The sequence below is a fragment of the Achromobacter seleniivolatilans genome (genome assembly GCF_030864005.1).
In the GTDB taxonomy this organism is placed as follows: Bacteria; Pseudomonadota; Gammaproteobacteria; order Burkholderiales; family Burkholderiaceae_B; genus Achromobacter; species Achromobacter seleniivolatilans.
In genome coordinates this window covers 3,152,311-3,166,240 of the sequence record NZ_CP132976.1, presented here as the reverse complement: position 1 = coordinate 3,166,240, position 13,930 = coordinate 3,152,311, and the positions used below count along the sequence as shown (strand labels likewise).

At 60.3% G+C, this 13,930-nt stretch carries 10 protein-coding genes and 3 tRNA genes; 8 read left to right on the top strand and 5 right to left on the bottom strand.

The window, feature by feature from the left end; genetic code table 11:
- Positions 1-2 precede the first annotated feature (2 nt).
- The 4 genes from RAS12_RS14260 to RAS12_RS14245 form a co-directional block, all read right to left on the bottom strand.
- The gene (locus RAS12_RS14260; protein ID WP_306950987.1) at positions 3-1,445 is read right to left on the bottom strand and encodes a DegQ family serine endoprotease; all 1,443 of its coding nucleotides are present in this window, start codon (positions 1,443-1,445) and stop codon (positions 3-5) included.
- A gap of 97 nt (positions 1,446-1,542) precedes the next feature.
- Entirely contained in the window at positions 1,543-2,883 is a 1,341-nt protein-coding gene (locus RAS12_RS14255) for an ATP-binding protein (RefSeq protein WP_306950986.1), read from the bottom strand.
- Positions 2,880-3,539, bottom strand: a complete 660-nt coding sequence (locus RAS12_RS14250; protein WP_306950984.1) for a response regulator — start codon at positions 3,537-3,539, stop codon at positions 2,880-2,882. Before RAS12_RS14250 ends, RAS12_RS14255 begins: the two co-directional genes overlap by 4 nt.
- Positions 3,540-3,693: 154 nt before the next feature.
- Positions 3,694-3,769: transfer RNA gene (locus RAS12_RS14245), tRNA-Thr, on the bottom strand.
- Positions 3,770-3,990: 221 nt separating this feature from the next.
- On the opposite strand from RAS12_RS14245, the gene RAS12_RS14240 reads away from it, so the two are divergent.
- From RAS12_RS14240 to RAS12_RS14225, 4 genes are all read left to right on the top strand, one after another.
- Positions 3,991-4,066, top strand: a tRNA-Asn gene (locus RAS12_RS14240).
- A 161-nt stretch (positions 4,067-4,227) separates the two neighbouring features.
- The gene (gene zigA / locus RAS12_RS14235; protein WP_306950982.1) at positions 4,228-5,460 is read left to right on the top strand and encodes a zinc metallochaperone GTPase ZigA; all 1,233 of its coding nucleotides are present in this window, start codon (positions 4,228-4,230) and stop codon (positions 5,458-5,460) included.
- Between the two features lie 25 nt (positions 5,461-5,485).
- Positions 5,486-6,487: a CobW family GTP-binding protein gene (locus tag RAS12_RS14230; RefSeq protein ID WP_306950980.1), complete on the top strand. Its 1,002-nt coding sequence runs from the start codon at positions 5,486-5,488 to the stop codon at positions 6,485-6,487.
- Positions 6,488-6,610: 123 nt separating this feature from the next.
- Complete coding sequence (locus tag RAS12_RS14225) at positions 6,611-7,516, top strand: LysR family transcriptional regulator (protein ID WP_306950978.1); 906 nt, start codon at positions 6,611-6,613, stop codon at positions 7,514-7,516.
- A gap of 645 nt (positions 7,517-8,161) precedes the next feature.
- Here RAS12_RS14225 and RAS12_RS14220 read toward each other — a convergent pair.
- Positions 8,162-8,238, bottom strand: a tRNA-Met gene (locus RAS12_RS14220).
- A 62-nt stretch (positions 8,239-8,300) separates the two neighbouring features.
- Here RAS12_RS14220 and scpB point away from each other — a divergent pair.
- From scpB to nusA, 4 genes are all read left to right on the top strand, one after another.
- A complete protein-coding gene (gene scpB / locus RAS12_RS14215; RefSeq protein ID WP_371321281.1) occupies positions 8,301-9,506 on the top strand; it encodes an SMC-Scp complex subunit ScpB in 1,206 nt (401 codons plus the stop codon).
- Positions 9,507-9,541: 35 nt separating this feature from the next.
- Positions 9,542-11,368, top strand: a complete 1,827-nt coding sequence (locus tag RAS12_RS14210) for a pseudouridine synthase (RefSeq protein WP_306950976.1) — start codon at positions 9,542-9,544, stop codon at positions 11,366-11,368.
- Between the two features lie 556 nt (positions 11,369-11,924).
- Positions 11,925-12,425, top strand: a complete 501-nt coding sequence (gene rimP / locus RAS12_RS14205; protein ID WP_306950974.1) for a ribosome maturation factor RimP — start codon at positions 11,925-11,927, stop codon at positions 12,423-12,425.
- Positions 12,422-13,900, top strand: coding sequence for a transcription termination factor NusA (gene nusA / locus RAS12_RS14200; RefSeq protein ID WP_306950972.1), 1,479 nt, complete (start codon positions 12,422-12,424; stop codon positions 13,898-13,900). The genes rimP and nusA overlap by 4 nt, the downstream gene beginning before the upstream one ends.
- Positions 13,901-13,930: the final 30 nt, after the last annotated feature.

Below are 13,930 nucleotides of genomic sequence, written 5' to 3'. Positions count from 1 at the left end.
GTTTAGCCGATCTGCACCGGCACGAAGATCTTGTCTTCGCCCCGTTGCACCAGCAGGGCAACGGTCTTGCCCGCTTTCGACAGTGCTTCCTTGACCTGCCCGACGTTATGCACGGGCACGCCATTCAAGGACAGCAGTACGTCGCCCGGCTCAATGCCTGCCTTGGCGGCCGGACCCGCGGAGCGTTCGATCAGCAGGCCTTCAGTGCCCGATGCCTGTTGCTCTTGCGGACTCAGCGGACGCAGCGCCAGACCCAACTGACCGCGTTGCACGTCCTGGTCGTCCGCCGACGCTTGCGACTTGTCCTTGGGAACGCCGCCTAATGTGGCAACCAGTTCCTTGGGGGCGCCAGCACGCCAGACATCCAGCTTGATCTTCTCGCCGGGCGAGGCCAGCGTGATCATCGATGCCAGGTCGCCGGAAGACACAATCGTCTTGCCGTTGATCTGACGGACCACGTCGCCGGGTTGCAAACCGGCCTTCTCGGCGGCGCTGCCTTTCTCAATACTCGACACCAGGGCGCCCGACGGCGAATCCAGCTTGAACGAGTTGGCCAGATCCTGATTCACTTCTTGAACCGTTACGCCCAGGCGCGCATGCTGCACCTTGCCGTGTTCCAGAATCTGGTCCTTGATCTTGTAGGCCACGTCGATGGGAATCGAGAACGACAGGCCCTGGAATCCGCCGGTGCGGCTGTAGATCTGGGAGTTGATGCCCACGACTTCACCGCGATCGTTAAACAGCGGGCCGCCCGAGTTACCAGGGTTGACGGCAACGTCGGTCTGGATAAAGGGCACCGAGGTGTCGTCGGGCAGCGAGCGGCCCTTCGCGCTGACGATGCCAGCGGTCGCCGTGTTCTCCAGGCCGTAGGGCGAGCCAATGGCCAGTACCCATTCACCCACTTGCAGCTGGTTGACGTCCCCTACCTTCACCACCGGCAGGTTCTTGGCGTCAATCTTGAGCACAGCCACGTCAGTCTGCGGGTCAGCGCCCAGCACCTTGGCTTTGTATTCGCGGCGGTCAGTCATCTTGACGGTGACTTCCTTGGCGTCTTGCACAACGTGGGCATTGGTCAGGATGATGCCGTCATTGCTGACGATAAAGCCAGAGCCTTCGCCGCGCATTGGAACTTCTCGCGCAGGCGCACGGCCACGGGAGCCCGGGATCTGCCCGAAGAATTGGGCGAAAGGATCGCCGTCATCGGCCGACACCTTGCGGGTGCCGCTGACGCTGATGTTGACGACAGCCGGTCCGAAGTCGCGCGTGATCTGCACAAAATTCGGGGGGCTTGCCGTGCTGATCGCCTGGGGGGCGGTGGCAGCGGTCGGGGCGTTGGCCGCCACCGACACGCCGCCCATCATGGCGGAGGCGCCAGCGCCGCCAATGGCGCCAGCGGCCAGCAGCGCCAGCATCAGGCGCGAGGGTTTGAGTTGCGAGGTCTTCATGTCGGCTCCTGCGTTCATGTTTAAGGACATGGCGCTATCTTCGGGCCTGACACTTAGGTGAAACTTAAGCGCTCAGATTGAATGCCTGGAACTTGCTTTAAGCGGATGGTGCCAAGGTGAAGTCCACCCGGGCGCGCAGTCCTGGGTGGCTGGGCGGCTCTTCCAGCGTGATCGTCGCGCCATGCCGGTCCGCGATGGCTCGGGCAATCGCCAGCCCCAGTCCGCTGCCGTGCTGGGTGTTGCCTTCGGCGCGGTAAAAGCGGTCGAACACGCGCTCGCGTTCAGCGATCGGGATACCTGGCCCCTCGTCGTCGATCATGAACACCGCCTTGCCTGGTCCCCGCTCCAGACGCAGACGAATCTGTTTGCCTTCTGGCGTGTGCTTGATGGCGTTATCCAGCAGATTGCGGGCCAGCAGCACGAGCGCGTCGCGGTTTCCCTGCACCCAGGCTTCGTGCGCGCCGTCCATGTCAATCGTGATCGACTTGGCATTGGCTTGCGGCAACGTCTCGGAAAGTGCCTGCCTCAAGACGTCGGCCAGGTCCACGGGCTGCGACGAGGTTTGCTCTGTCGTGCCCTCGTAGCGGGCCATGGACAAGAGTTGCTCAACCAGGCGCGTGGCGCGATCAATGCCGGCGGCGAGGCGCTGCTCGGCCACCAGGCGGGTATCAGCGTCGCCTGCACGTTGCAAAGCCTGCAATTGCAGCCTCAGCGCGGCTAGCGGCGACCGCAATTCATGCGCCGCATCGCCTACGAATTGCTTTTGTTGGGCAAATGCGCCGCGCATGCGTTCCAGCAGCAGGTTCAGCTCCTGGATCAGCGGGCGGATCTCGTCGGGCAGGCCTTGCACATTGACGGGGGAAAGATCTTCGGGTTGGCGCGCAGCCACCTGGGCGCGCGCGCGTTTGACGGGCCGCAATGACCAGCTGACCACGCACCAGATGATCAGCATGAGCAGCGGCGCCGCCGCGGCAATGGGGGCGATGGTGCGCAGGGCGAGGGCGCGGGCCATGTTCTTACGCACGTCCATGTCTTGCGCGACCTGGATGACCTGAAAGGGCGTCGCCAGCGAATAGACGCGATAGGTGATGCCTTCCATTTTCACGTCGGAAAACCCAAGCACGATCTGATCGGGCAGCGGCCGTCGCGAACGCGAATTGAAAACGCGTACGCCGTCGGGCGTCCATATCTGGATGATCAGGTCGTCTGCGACCGGCGAACCTGCCCCCAGGGCATGGCGCGGGCCGGTGCTGAGCAGCCCGTCGCCCGTACCGAGCGATAGGGCAGTGCGTTGCAACAGCGAATCAAAAATATCGTCGGCTTGCGCGAGTGTGCTGCGGTAGGCAATTGCGCCTTGCACCAGCGCGCCGACCGCGATGGCGGCCAACAGAAAGAAAAGCAGCCGGGCTCTCAGTGAATAACTAAGCCGGATGCTCATGTTTTGGGAATGACATAGCCGACGCCTCTGACGTTCTGAATCAGGTCCTGACCCAGTTTCTTGCGCAGGCCATGAATATAAACCTCAACCGCGTTACTGCTGACGCTGTCTTTCCAGCTATAGAGTTTTTCTTCCAGCTGGGCGCGAGAAAAGATCATGCCCGGGCGGGCGATCAAAGGTTCCAGCACGGCCCATTCACGCGCCGTCAGCGCAACCGGCGTGCCGTCGACCATTGCAGCATGCGATTGCGGGTCTATGGTGATGCCGTCATGTTCAAACACCGGTTCGGCACGGCCCGCGCTACGGCGAATCAGCGCCCGCATGCGCGCCAGTAATTCGTCTACGTCGTAAGGTTTGACAATGTAATCATCGGCGCCCGCGTCCAGCCCGGCGATGCGGTCGCTGACGGCGTCGCGCGCGGTTGCAATCAGAACCGGGGTCCGGTCTTTGCGTGTGCGTAAATCGCGCAACAAAGCCAGGCCGTCGCGTTTGGGCAGGCCCAGATCCAGCAAGATCAGGTCATACGTGTCGGTGCGCAGCGCAAGTTCCGCCGCGTTGCCGTCCTTCACCCAATCGACGGCATAGTGCTCCGCGCGCAGGCAGTCCAATACGCTTTCACCGATCATGACGTCGTCTTCGACGAGTAGGATGCGCATGGCGATCTTCCCTTGGGGTGGTCCAGGGTGTTGGACGCATGCTGAGCGGCCGGAGTTCCCTGTATAGGGCCGGCGGAGCCAAGCTGAAGAGGGGGCGAGGGGAAAAATGCGCGGAAATGAAAAAAGCAGCCCGAAAGGGCTGCTTTTTGGAATTTGGTGCCGGCAATAGGAGTCGAACCTACGACCTTCGCATTACGAATGCGCTGCTCTACCAACTGAGCTATGCCGGCAAGACCATTTGCTTTCGTCCTGGGGGTTTTACTCCGCCGTTCTGTACGCAAAACATCTTTGATTTCTTCCAGTTCGCTGCCCTGTTTATGGGGCCTGATCTGGAAAGACCGAAATCATATCAGAGTTTTTTCCTGATGGGAAACAAGAGGTGCAAAACATTCAAAAAAAAGCGTGATTTGCATCCCAGAAAATTTTCGTTCATAATTACGTTCTTGGCAGTTCCCCGATAGCTCAGCCGGTAGAGCGACGGACTGTTAATCCGCAGGTCGCTGGTTCGAGCCCAGCTCGGGGAGCCAAAAAAGTTTTCAGGGCCATTCACGCAAGTGAATGGCCCTTTTGGCTTTTGCGGTTCTTTTTCTGCTTCATCCGCCCTGGCATTCCCTATTTGCAGAAATCTTTTGCCTTGCGGCTTGTGCTGATATTGTTATGTAATAACATTTCAATTTCGGAGCGAGCCATGATTCAGCTGGAAGGCGCGGCGCAGCCGTGCGATGGGCGTTTGCCTGTCACGGTATTGTCGGGATTTTTGGGGGCGGGCAAGACCACCCTGCTCAACCACGTGCTGAACAACCGGGAGGGCAGGCGGGTGGCGGTCATCGTCAACGATATGTCTGAGGTGAATATCGATGCGCGGCTGGTGCGCGAGGGCGGCGCAGCGCTGTCCCGCGCCGACGAGAAGCTGGTCGAGATGAGTAATGGATGCATCTGTTGTACGCTGCGCGAGGATTTGCTTGTCGAGATTCGACGGCTTGCTGGCGAGGGCCGCTTTGACTATCTGCTGATTGAGTCAACCGGCATTTCCGAGCCCCTGCCCGTGGCGGAGACGTTCACCTTTCGCGATGAGGATGGTGTCAGCCTGGCTGACGTCGCCCGCCTGGACACGATGGTCACGGTGGTGGATGCTTTTAACTTCTTGCGGGACTATTCCAGCGAAGACAGCTTGTCTGAGCGGGGCGAGGTCTTGGGGGATGACGACACGCGCACAGTGGTGGACCTGCTGGTTGAACAGGTGGAATTCTGTGATGTCATGGTGTTGAACAAGACGGATCTGATCTCCCCTGAGGACTTGGCCCGATTAGAGGCAATCTTGCATCGGCTAAATCCGCGTGCTGATATCGTGCGCAGCGAGTTTGGGCGAGTGCCGATGGGACGGGTGTTGGACACGGGGCGGTTTGATTTCGAGGCGGCTGCGCAAGCGCCGGGCTGGCTCAAAGAGCTGCGTGGCGAGCACGTGCCTGAAAGCCAGGAATACGGAATCGGCAGTTTTGTGTTTCGGGCCAAGCGGCCATTCCATCCTCAGCGTTTCTGGGAATGCCTGCATCAGGAGTGGCCTGGCGTGGTGCGGTCCAAAGGATTTTTCTGGCTGGTGACTCGGCCCGCGTTCGCGGCATCCTGGTCGCAGGCGGGTCCGGTCACGCGGTATGGCGCTGCGGGATATTGGTGGGCGGCGTTGCCTCGTGAGCAGTGGCCGGCAGATGCGCAATCCCGAGCCGAGGTCGTAGCAGATTGGGACCCGGTCTACGGCGACCGGTGTCAGGAGCTGGTGCTGATTGGTATGGGTATGGATGAGCCGGCGCTGCGCGCACGCTTGCAAGCATGTCTGATGACGCAGGAAGAAATGACGCGGCCTGCTGCCGAACTGGCAAATATCAGCGACCCGTTCCCGGTTTGGGGGCCGCAGCAAGATTAAAACCGGTCGGGTGCAAAGGGTAGGTATGGAAGACGACAAGCGGATTGGCGTAACGGTGATTTCCGGGTTTCTGGGCAGTGGCAAGACCACCTTGCTCAATCGTTTGCTGCACGAGCCTGCTTACTCCGACGCCCTCGTCATCGTCAATGAATATGGCGATATTGGTGTTGACCATCACCTGGTCCGTTTGGCGCCTGACAATGTGGTGCTGGTCGAAGGCGGTTGCCTTTGTTGTGTGGTTAGCGGGGCGGTCGTGGATACCTTGCGCGATCTCTTCATGCTGGCTGTCAGCCGCCGGATCAAGCCGTTTCGCCGTGTGCTGATCGAGACGAGCGGGTTGGCGGACCCCGCCCCGATTCTATTTACGCTTAAGCACGATCGATTCTTGGCCGAGCGTTATGCCTATCGCGGCGCGATTGTCGTGGTGGATGCGCGCAACGGCGAGGCTGACCTGGTGGCGCAGCCCGAGGCGTCGCGGCAGCTTGCCTTGGCTGATGCCGTGGTAATGAGCAAGTCTGACCTGGTGGACGCAGCGCAGCTGCGTTGCGTGGAGCGTGCGGTGATTGCCGTGAATCCAGGGGCCCAGCGCTGTGTGCAGCGGCAGGATGCGCCGCTGGCGGGTGTGCTGCGCGATGGGCTGGACGGGCAAATCCGGCGCGACGGTGTCGCCATGTCGAATTGGTTGCAAGCGTTTGCTCAACCCGCTGCCGCCAGGCATGCAGCGGTTGCCAGTTTCTCGCTGGTCCTGTCGTCGCCTTTGAGCCGCGCCGCATTTCTCGCGGGGGTCTCGCGCATCCAGGAGCGCTTTGGGCAGAGCCTGTTGCGTATGAAGGGTTTGGTCTGTTTCGAGGGTGAAGCTCTGCCTTGCGAGGTGCATGGGGTGCACGGCGAGCTCTATCCCATCCGGCCGCTCACGCAATGGCCGGGCGACGACCGTGCATCGCGGCTTGTATATATCGTGCGGGGCGAAGACGTGGCCGTGGTGCGTGCAGCAGTGTGCGAGGCGCTGGGCCAACTTCCCGCCTGATGCTGGCGGATGGGCGGCGGTCTGCTTGCCCGGTTCGATAGGCAAAAAGTCGCGATTTAGGTGCGGATGTTGCACAGAAATACGGTATAACCGGTACGGTCTGGTGCAAAAATCGAGACAATCATGGATCGTCTGAAAGCCATGCAGGTGTTCGTAGAGGTCGCTGACAGGGGGAGTTTGTCGGCGGCGGCGATTCATCTGGACATGTCGCGCGCCATGGTGTCGCGCTATCTGGCCGAAATGGAGCAGTGGGTGGGAGTGCGATTGCTGCACCGCACGACCCGTCGCTTGAGTTTGACGCCCGCTGGGGCGGAAACCCTGCCTCGCTGCCGGCAAATGCTGGATATGGTTGGAGACCTGCGCAACGCGGTTTCAACGCCTGAAGATACGCCGCGTGGCCTGCTGCGCATCACGACATCAATGTCGTTCGGATCGCGCCATCTGGCCAGCGCCGTCACTGACTACGTCAAACAGCATCCAGGCACATCGGTGGATCTGATGCTGGTCGAGCGGGCGGTCAATCTGGTTGAAGAGCGGGTCGATCTGGCTGTGCGCATCACCAACGACCTGGACCCTAATCTGATAGCCCGTAAGCTGGCTGTCTGCCGTTCTGTCGTTTGCGCGTCGCCGGATTACCTGGCGCGTGAAGGCGCGCCGGCCAGGATTGAAGACCTGTCCTTACGCAACTGCCTGACGCATTCTTATTTTGGTAAAAGCTTGTGGCGTTTTGAGCGGGAGGGCGAACCCGTGGATGTGCCTGTCAGCGGCAATATCTCCGCTAATGAAGTGTCTGTCCTGCTGAGTGCGGCGCTGGAAGGGGCGGGGATTGCCATGTTGCCTACGTACTACGCTGCTGAGTATGTCGCCGCAGGCCGGCTGAAGGCCATTTTGCCGCAATACAAACCGCAAGAATTGGGTATTTATGGCGTGTATGTCTCGCGCCGTCAGATGCCATTGATATTGCGCTCGATGCTGGATTTTCTTGTGGACAGGCTGGGTTCCACGCCCTGGGATAAGGCCGGAACGTAGTTTTCGCGCACGGCTTGCGGTCTCCCGCGCTTGAGGGTGGGGTATATAACGGTATAATTTCGACGTTGCTCCGACAGGCTTGGCGCGAGTGGCCCGGTGTTGTTTCCGGTAAGCCGTTTTGCGTAAAGCCAATGTTCGCTAGCTCTCTAAGAATCGCAAGTCCGGCCAGTGGTGGCTGCTAGCCACGCCGCTTCGTCCGATGCCTGGTGTTCCAGGTTCTTGATATCGATTGCCGCAGGAAGATGGCGCCGGGTTGCCGGCGTGTTCCATAGGCCCGTTGGCGGGTAATGCCAGCTTTTCCAGAATTTATTCAAGGCGTCTGCCGCGATAGACATTGCGGCACGCATTCCGCCCTTTCATGATCGGCGCGGCCGCTTCGCCGCAAGTCCGTCATTGATGGCAGTAAACACAAGGATTTCGTGAACACTTCGCAAACCAACGCCGTCAGCTCTTGGCCCGCACGTTTGGGTGGGGCTGTTCTTGTGCGTGGATTGGGTGTTGGGTCGGTAGTTGGGTCGGCAGTTGGCGCCACGTCTGCCGCCGTTGCTGCCCGCTCGGCCCTGGGGAATGCGGCTGCTTCGAAATCTTCCGAATTGCAGGCACAAATGAAAAAGGCCTGGCGAATTCGCCAGGCCTTCATCAATTTGGTTGCGGGGACAGGATTTGAACCTGTGACCTTCGGGTTATGAGCCCGACGAGCTGCCAGACTGCTCCACCCCGCGTCTGAGAAAAGAATATTAACCCTATTTTCAACCTAGCGCAAGTTAGCCCTTTTTGAATTTGAATGTCGATGAACGATAGCGAGGCAATACTCGTGCTGGAAACCGCGTTGTTATGCGCGGTGCAGCCGATGCAACTGTCCGATATGCGCAAGCTATTCGGTGACGATGAACAATTCGACAACAGCAAGCTTCGCGGGCTGTTGGAGACGCTGCAAAGTAATTGGGCCGATGGCGGTCTGGAGCTTGTGCAGCTTGCAAGCGGGTGGCGTTTTCAGAGCCGCCCGCACATGCAGCGCTACCTGGAAAGACTGAGCCCGGAAAAACCGCCCAAGTATTCCCGTGCGGTAATGGAAACGCTGGCGATCGTGGCCTGGCGCCAGCCGGTGACGCGTGGCGATATTGAAGATATTCGCGGCGTCACGGTGTCTTCCCAGATCGTGAAGGCGTTAGAGGATCGGGGCTGGATCGAGGTCATTGGGCATCGCGACGCCCCTGGCCGTCCGGCGTTGTTCGGCACGACGCGCCAATTCCTGGATGATTTGGGCCTGCGTGCGCTGGACGAACTGCCCCCGTTGGAATCCACTCATGCCGCCGCCGCGCTGGCGGGCCTGGATCTGGGTGAAGTGCAGCAATTGACAGGCGAGGGCGTTGATCCGGCAACTGCGGGCAACGAAGAAGAGGCCTCCGAGACGGATATTGCTTCCGATGAGCAGGCTCCCGCAGGTGAAGAGGCCGGAATTCAGCACGAAATGGCTATCGGGGCCGAGTCGGATAACGTTGAAAATGGCGATATCCCAGTTGCGGAATTGTCTGTTTCGGCACACGATGCAACCATAGACCCGATCGATAGCGTAGAATCCGACGTTTCGCGCACAGAAGAAGGCGCGGATCCCGCCGACGAACCTACCGTCCGGGAGCAAGCCGAAGGCTTGTCCAATTTGCCGACCATGTCCGGTTTACCCGGCGACATGGACGGTAGCGATACTTCCGATATAGCCGCCGACGTCACAGAGGCCGGTGCTGCAAAGGAAAGTGTCGAGAACGCAAAACACGCGGAACAGACCGACCCGATTGACGAGACCGATAGTGCAGCGCCTGGCGCCGCTGGGCATGAGCCCGTCTTTGGTCTTGACGAACGGATTCGGCCCGATCCTGGCGCCGCTTCCGTGGCGCTGGATGAAGCGGACCCGGAACGGCCTGTCGCCGACCGAGAGTCGGCGTCCCCTGATGATGACGAGCCTGCCCCCGGCAGGCCTACCCAAGTTTGAAATTCGGAGCTGTCCCAGTGACAACGAATACAGCAATGCAGGACGATAATCCCCGTTCGGATGACACCGTTTCCAACGGTCAGCCGGAATCCTCCGCCGCTCGCGAGCCGGCAGCCGAAGGTGAGGCTGGTGCGCGTGGGCGTGGCCGCAAGCTAAGGACGCCGTTTCGCCGCCGTCGTGGCGATGCCGCTGCCGAGCAGGCGCCTGCGGCTGAAGCGCAGCCCGTTGCCGCTGCTCCGGTCGAGTCCGATGACTCCCGTGGCGGAGAGCAAGAGGCCGAACAGGCTTTGTCCTATCTGGATACGGCAGACCGCATGGAACAGCGTCTGGGCAAGTACCTGAACAGCGAGGCAGTCATGCCCAAGCTGCACAAGGTGCTGGCCGATGCTGGTATCGGTTCCCGCCGCGAAATGGAAGAGCTGATTGTTGCGGGCCGCGTGTCGGTCAACGGCGAACCGGCTCATATCGGTCAGCGTGTGGGGCCCAATGATCAAGTGCGCGTGAACGGCAAGCCGATCATGCGCCTGAACACCAAGAAGCCGCCGCGCGTGATTCTTTATCACAAGCCTGCTGGCGAAATCGTCAGTCATGATGATCCGGGTGGCCGCGCCAGCGTGTTCGCGCGCCTGCCCAAGCTGCGTACCGGCAAGTGGTTGTCGGTCGGCCGTCTGGATCTGAACACCGAAGGTCTGCTGATTTTCACGACCTCGGGCGATATGGCCAACCGGATCATGCATCCCCGCTACGGCACCGAGCGCGAATACGCGGTGCGCGTGCTGGGCGAGATGGATGAGGCGCAACGCCAGTCGCTGGTCGACGGCATTGAGCTGGAAGATGGTCTGGCCGCTTTTGGCGCGTTGGACTACCTGGGCGGCGACGGCAGCAACCGCTGGTATCGCGTGACCTTGCAAGAAGGCCGTAACCGCGAAGTTCGCCGCATGTTCGAAGCGGTTGGCGTAACGGTAAGCCGGCTGATCCGCACCCGCTTTGGCGACGTGGTTTTGCCGCGCACGCTGCGCCGCGGCCGTTGGGAAGAATTGGATGGCTCGCTGGTCACTGCATTGATGGTCCAGCTGGGACTGTTGCGCGAAGACGACGAATCGGGTGGCAATCGCCGCCGCTCCAAGCAGCCGGCATCCCATGACAGCGCCTTGCCCCCGGGCTTTGGCACCATGGATCGCAACGGCATGAATGGCGCTCGCATCGGGCGCCGCGGCAAGCTGCAAGGCGGCCGTCAAGGTAGCGCGGGTCAAGCTGCGGCATGCCCGTCCGATCCGTTTGGCACCGGTTTGATGATCGCTGGCGGTTATGCCAATGGCCATCCGCTGGCTGCGGAAAGCGCAGGCGGCAATCGTAAGGGCGGCAAGCCGGCGGGCGGCCGTTCTGCGACGGGTGGCGGTGGCAGGCCAAATGGCAAGCCGGGCGGCAAACCGGGTGGCAAGCCCGGCGGCAAGCCGCGCGGCCCTCGTGCAGCTGCGGTCAATGGTCCGTCGGGTAATGCGGTATCGAGCGACGTGCCGATGGGTAATGCAGCCGACGCGCCTGTGGGCGGCGGCGGTCGCAAGCCTTCTGGCGGCAAACCCTCTGGCGGCAAGCCGGCAGGTGCGCGCGGCGGCAATGCCAGCCGCGGCGGCAAGCCGGCGGCTGGTGGCGGTCGTGGTGGTAATAAAGCTGATGGTCCGCGTAATGGCGGTGGCGGCACCGCTGGTGGTAAGGGGCCGGGCGCAGGCGGTAAGCCCCGTGCTCCGCGTAGCGCGTCGGCCTCGTCCTCGCCCCGTGGCGATGATTGGCAGCCGCGAGGCGCGTCGGCGCACGAGTCTCGCCTGGGTGTGATGGGCGGGCGCGGCCGTCAGGGCCGTTGATCGTTGCTGGGCGGCGCGTAGTGCGCCGCCAGCTCTGATGTGTCCCATATATCTGTAAGCCCGTGACGAATCAGGCGTTTTTCCAGTTTATCTGGTAAAATCAGTGGCTTTCATGGCTTCGCGTCTTTGCTTTTTGCCAGCCGCCAGTGTTTGTTAACACGGTTTGGTGCTCCGAATTTGGGGTGCGGCAGGGCCGGTTGGGCTTTGCAGTGGAAATAAACCACAGCAAAATCTCAAGGCGGCAACCCAATGCGGAAACCCAAAGCAGGCAGGGCGCAGCAAGCTGGAAGCTGCAGGCATGAAGTTACAGGTATGGAAGTTACAGCGGATTATGCGGTAACGAAGGCACTGTAAGTATTTTGCAGTTGGCATCGGATTTGCGCCAAGTGCCGCCGGACTCAGATTGATGGGTCGGGACGGACAAGGTGGCGGCAAACCAAAATTTAGGTCGCAATAGAGGGCGCTGCCCAGCATTGCTCCTTACGTGCAGTAGGGAAGCGGCTGGGCTTTGCGCAATATCGGTGGGCTGGGCGTACAGCCCATTTTTTTTGAGTATATGGCTGATTTATTCGCATTGACCGAAGAGGCTCTGGCCGGCATGGACGTTGAACTCGTGGACGTCGAGCGTGCCGCCCTGGGCCTCTTACGCGTAACGATCGATCGGGTCGGCGGTGTGCGCATCGAAGACTGTGAACAAGTTTCCCGCCAATTGTCGCGGGTGTATGAGGTCGAGAACATCGACTACAAGCGCATGGAAGTCGGTTCGCCGGGCATAGACCGCCCGTTGCGCAATGAGGCCGAGTTCCGTCGCTTTGCAGGCGAGCGCATCGAAATCAAGCTGCGCGAGGCATTAGACGGACGTAAGGTTTTCTCAGGCACGCTGACCGTGCAGGAAGACGCCGCCGCCTCGGATGCCGCTGCTGGGATGAAACAGACCGTGTTCGGTCTCGAATTTGAGGCAAAAAAGAACGAAGTCCAGCTGTTGAATTTCACGATCGATGATATCGAACGTGCAAAACTGGATCCCGTTCTGGATTTCAAGGGCAAAAAGCGATGAGTCGCGAAATTCTTCTGTTGGTCGATGCCTTGGCGCGTGAAAAGAACGTCACGCGTGACGTCGTGTTCGGTGCGCTGGAAAGTGCGCTGGCCTCGGCCATGAAAAAGCGCTTCAAGGATGATGCGGACATTCGTGTCGCCATCGATAGGGATACGGGCGATCACGAGGGCTTCCGCCGTTGGCTGGTTGTGCCGGACGAGGCAGGCTTGCAAGAGCCCGACAAGCAAGAAATGTTGTCGGATGCGCAGGAAATCGTTCCTGATATCCAGGAAGGCGAATACATCGAAGAGCCGTTGGAGCCCATCGAATTCGGTCGTATCGGTGCGCAGGCAGCCAAACAGGCCATTCTGCAAAAGATCCGTGACGCCGAGCGCGAACAGGTGCTGAATGACTTCCTGGACCGTGGCGAAACCATTGTGTCCGGAACGATCAAGCGCATGGATAAGGGCGACGCCATCGTCGAGACGGGCAAAATCGAAGCGCGACTGCCGCGTTCCGAAATGATCCCGAAGGAAAACCTGCGGGTTGCTGACCGTGTTCGCGCCTTTGTGTTGCGTGTTGACCACGCTGCGCGTGGTCAACAAGTGATTCTGTCGCGCACCTCGCCTGAGTTCATTCGCCAGCTGTTCGAGAACGAAGTTCCCGAGATCGAACAAGGTCTGCTGGAGATCAAGGCCGCTGCCCGTGATGCGGGTGTGCGTGCGAAGATCGCCGTGGTGGCTTACGATAAGCGCATCGACCCCATCGGTACGTGTGTCGGCATGCGCGGTTCGCGCGTTACCGCAGTCCGCAATGAGCTGGGCGGCGAACAAGTCGATATCGTGTTGTGGTCGGAAGATCCCGCGCAGTTTGTCATTGGCGCCCTGGCGCCGGCCAACGTCGAATCGATCGTCGTTGATGAAGACAAGCATGCGATGGACGTCGTTGTCGACGAAGAAAACCTGCCCAAGGCCATCGGCGCCAAGGGTCAGAACGTGCGCCTGGCGTCCGAACTGACTGGCTGGCAGATCAATATCATGACGCCGGAAGAAAGCCTGAACCGTCAGGAAGTCGAGCGCTCTGGTCTGCGCACCACGTTCATGAACAAGCTGGACGTTGATGAGGAAGTTGCTGACATCCTGATCGACGAAGGTTTTACCGGTATCGAGGAAATCGCTTACGTGCCCATGCAGGAACTGCTGGAAATCGAAGCGTTTGACGAAGACACCATTAATGAATTGCGCGCCCGTGCCCGCAATGCGCTGCTGACTGAGGCAATTGCCCAGGAAGAGCGTCTTGAGACCGCACAGGATTTGCTTGAACTCGAAGGCGTGACGCAAGAGCTGGCTGCCAAGCTGGCCGAGCGTCAAGTGCATACGCGTGATGATCTGGCCGAATTGGCTACGGACGAATTGGCGGAAATCGCCGGTTTGACCGAGCAGGAAGCCAGCGACCTCATCATGCGTGCCCGTGCCCATTGGTTCGACGAAGAATAACCATAAGGACACGGGTCTGCGGTGGGTAGT

What these genes read in the sequence shown, in the direction of transcription:
- RAS12_RS14260 (WP_306950987.1), bottom strand. Translation starts at nt 1,445, where the DNA reads ATGAAGACCTCGCAACTCAAACCCTCGCGCCTGATGCTGGCGCTGCTG.
- RAS12_RS14255 (WP_306950986.1), bottom strand. Translation starts at nt 2,883, where the DNA reads ATGAGCATCCGGCTTAGTTATTCACTGAGAGCCCGGCTGCTTTTCTTT.
- RAS12_RS14250 (WP_306950984.1), bottom strand. Translation starts at nt 3,539, where the DNA reads ATGCGCATCCTACTCGTCGAAGACGACGTCATGATCGGTGAAAGCGTA.
- zigA (WP_306950982.1), top strand. Translation starts at nt 4,228, where the DNA reads ATGATTCAGCTGGAAGGCGCGGCGCAGCCGTGCGATGGGCGTTTGCCT.
- RAS12_RS14230 (WP_306950980.1), top strand. Translation starts at nt 5,486, where the DNA reads ATGGAAGACGACAAGCGGATTGGCGTAACGGTGATTTCCGGGTTTCTG.
- RAS12_RS14225 (WP_306950978.1), top strand. Translation starts at nt 6,611, where the DNA reads ATGGATCGTCTGAAAGCCATGCAGGTGTTCGTAGAGGTCGCTGACAGG.
- scpB (WP_371321281.1), top strand. Translation starts at nt 8,301, where the DNA reads ATGTCGATGAACGATAGCGAGGCAATACTCGTGCTGGAAACCGCGTTG.
- RAS12_RS14210 (WP_306950976.1), top strand. Translation starts at nt 9,542, where the DNA reads ATGCAGGACGATAATCCCCGTTCGGATGACACCGTTTCCAACGGTCAG.
- rimP (WP_306950974.1), top strand. Translation starts at nt 11,925, where the DNA reads ATGGCTGATTTATTCGCATTGACCGAAGAGGCTCTGGCCGGCATGGAC.
- nusA (WP_306950972.1), top strand. Translation starts at nt 12,422, where the DNA reads ATGAGTCGCGAAATTCTTCTGTTGGTCGATGCCTTGGCGCGTGAAAAG.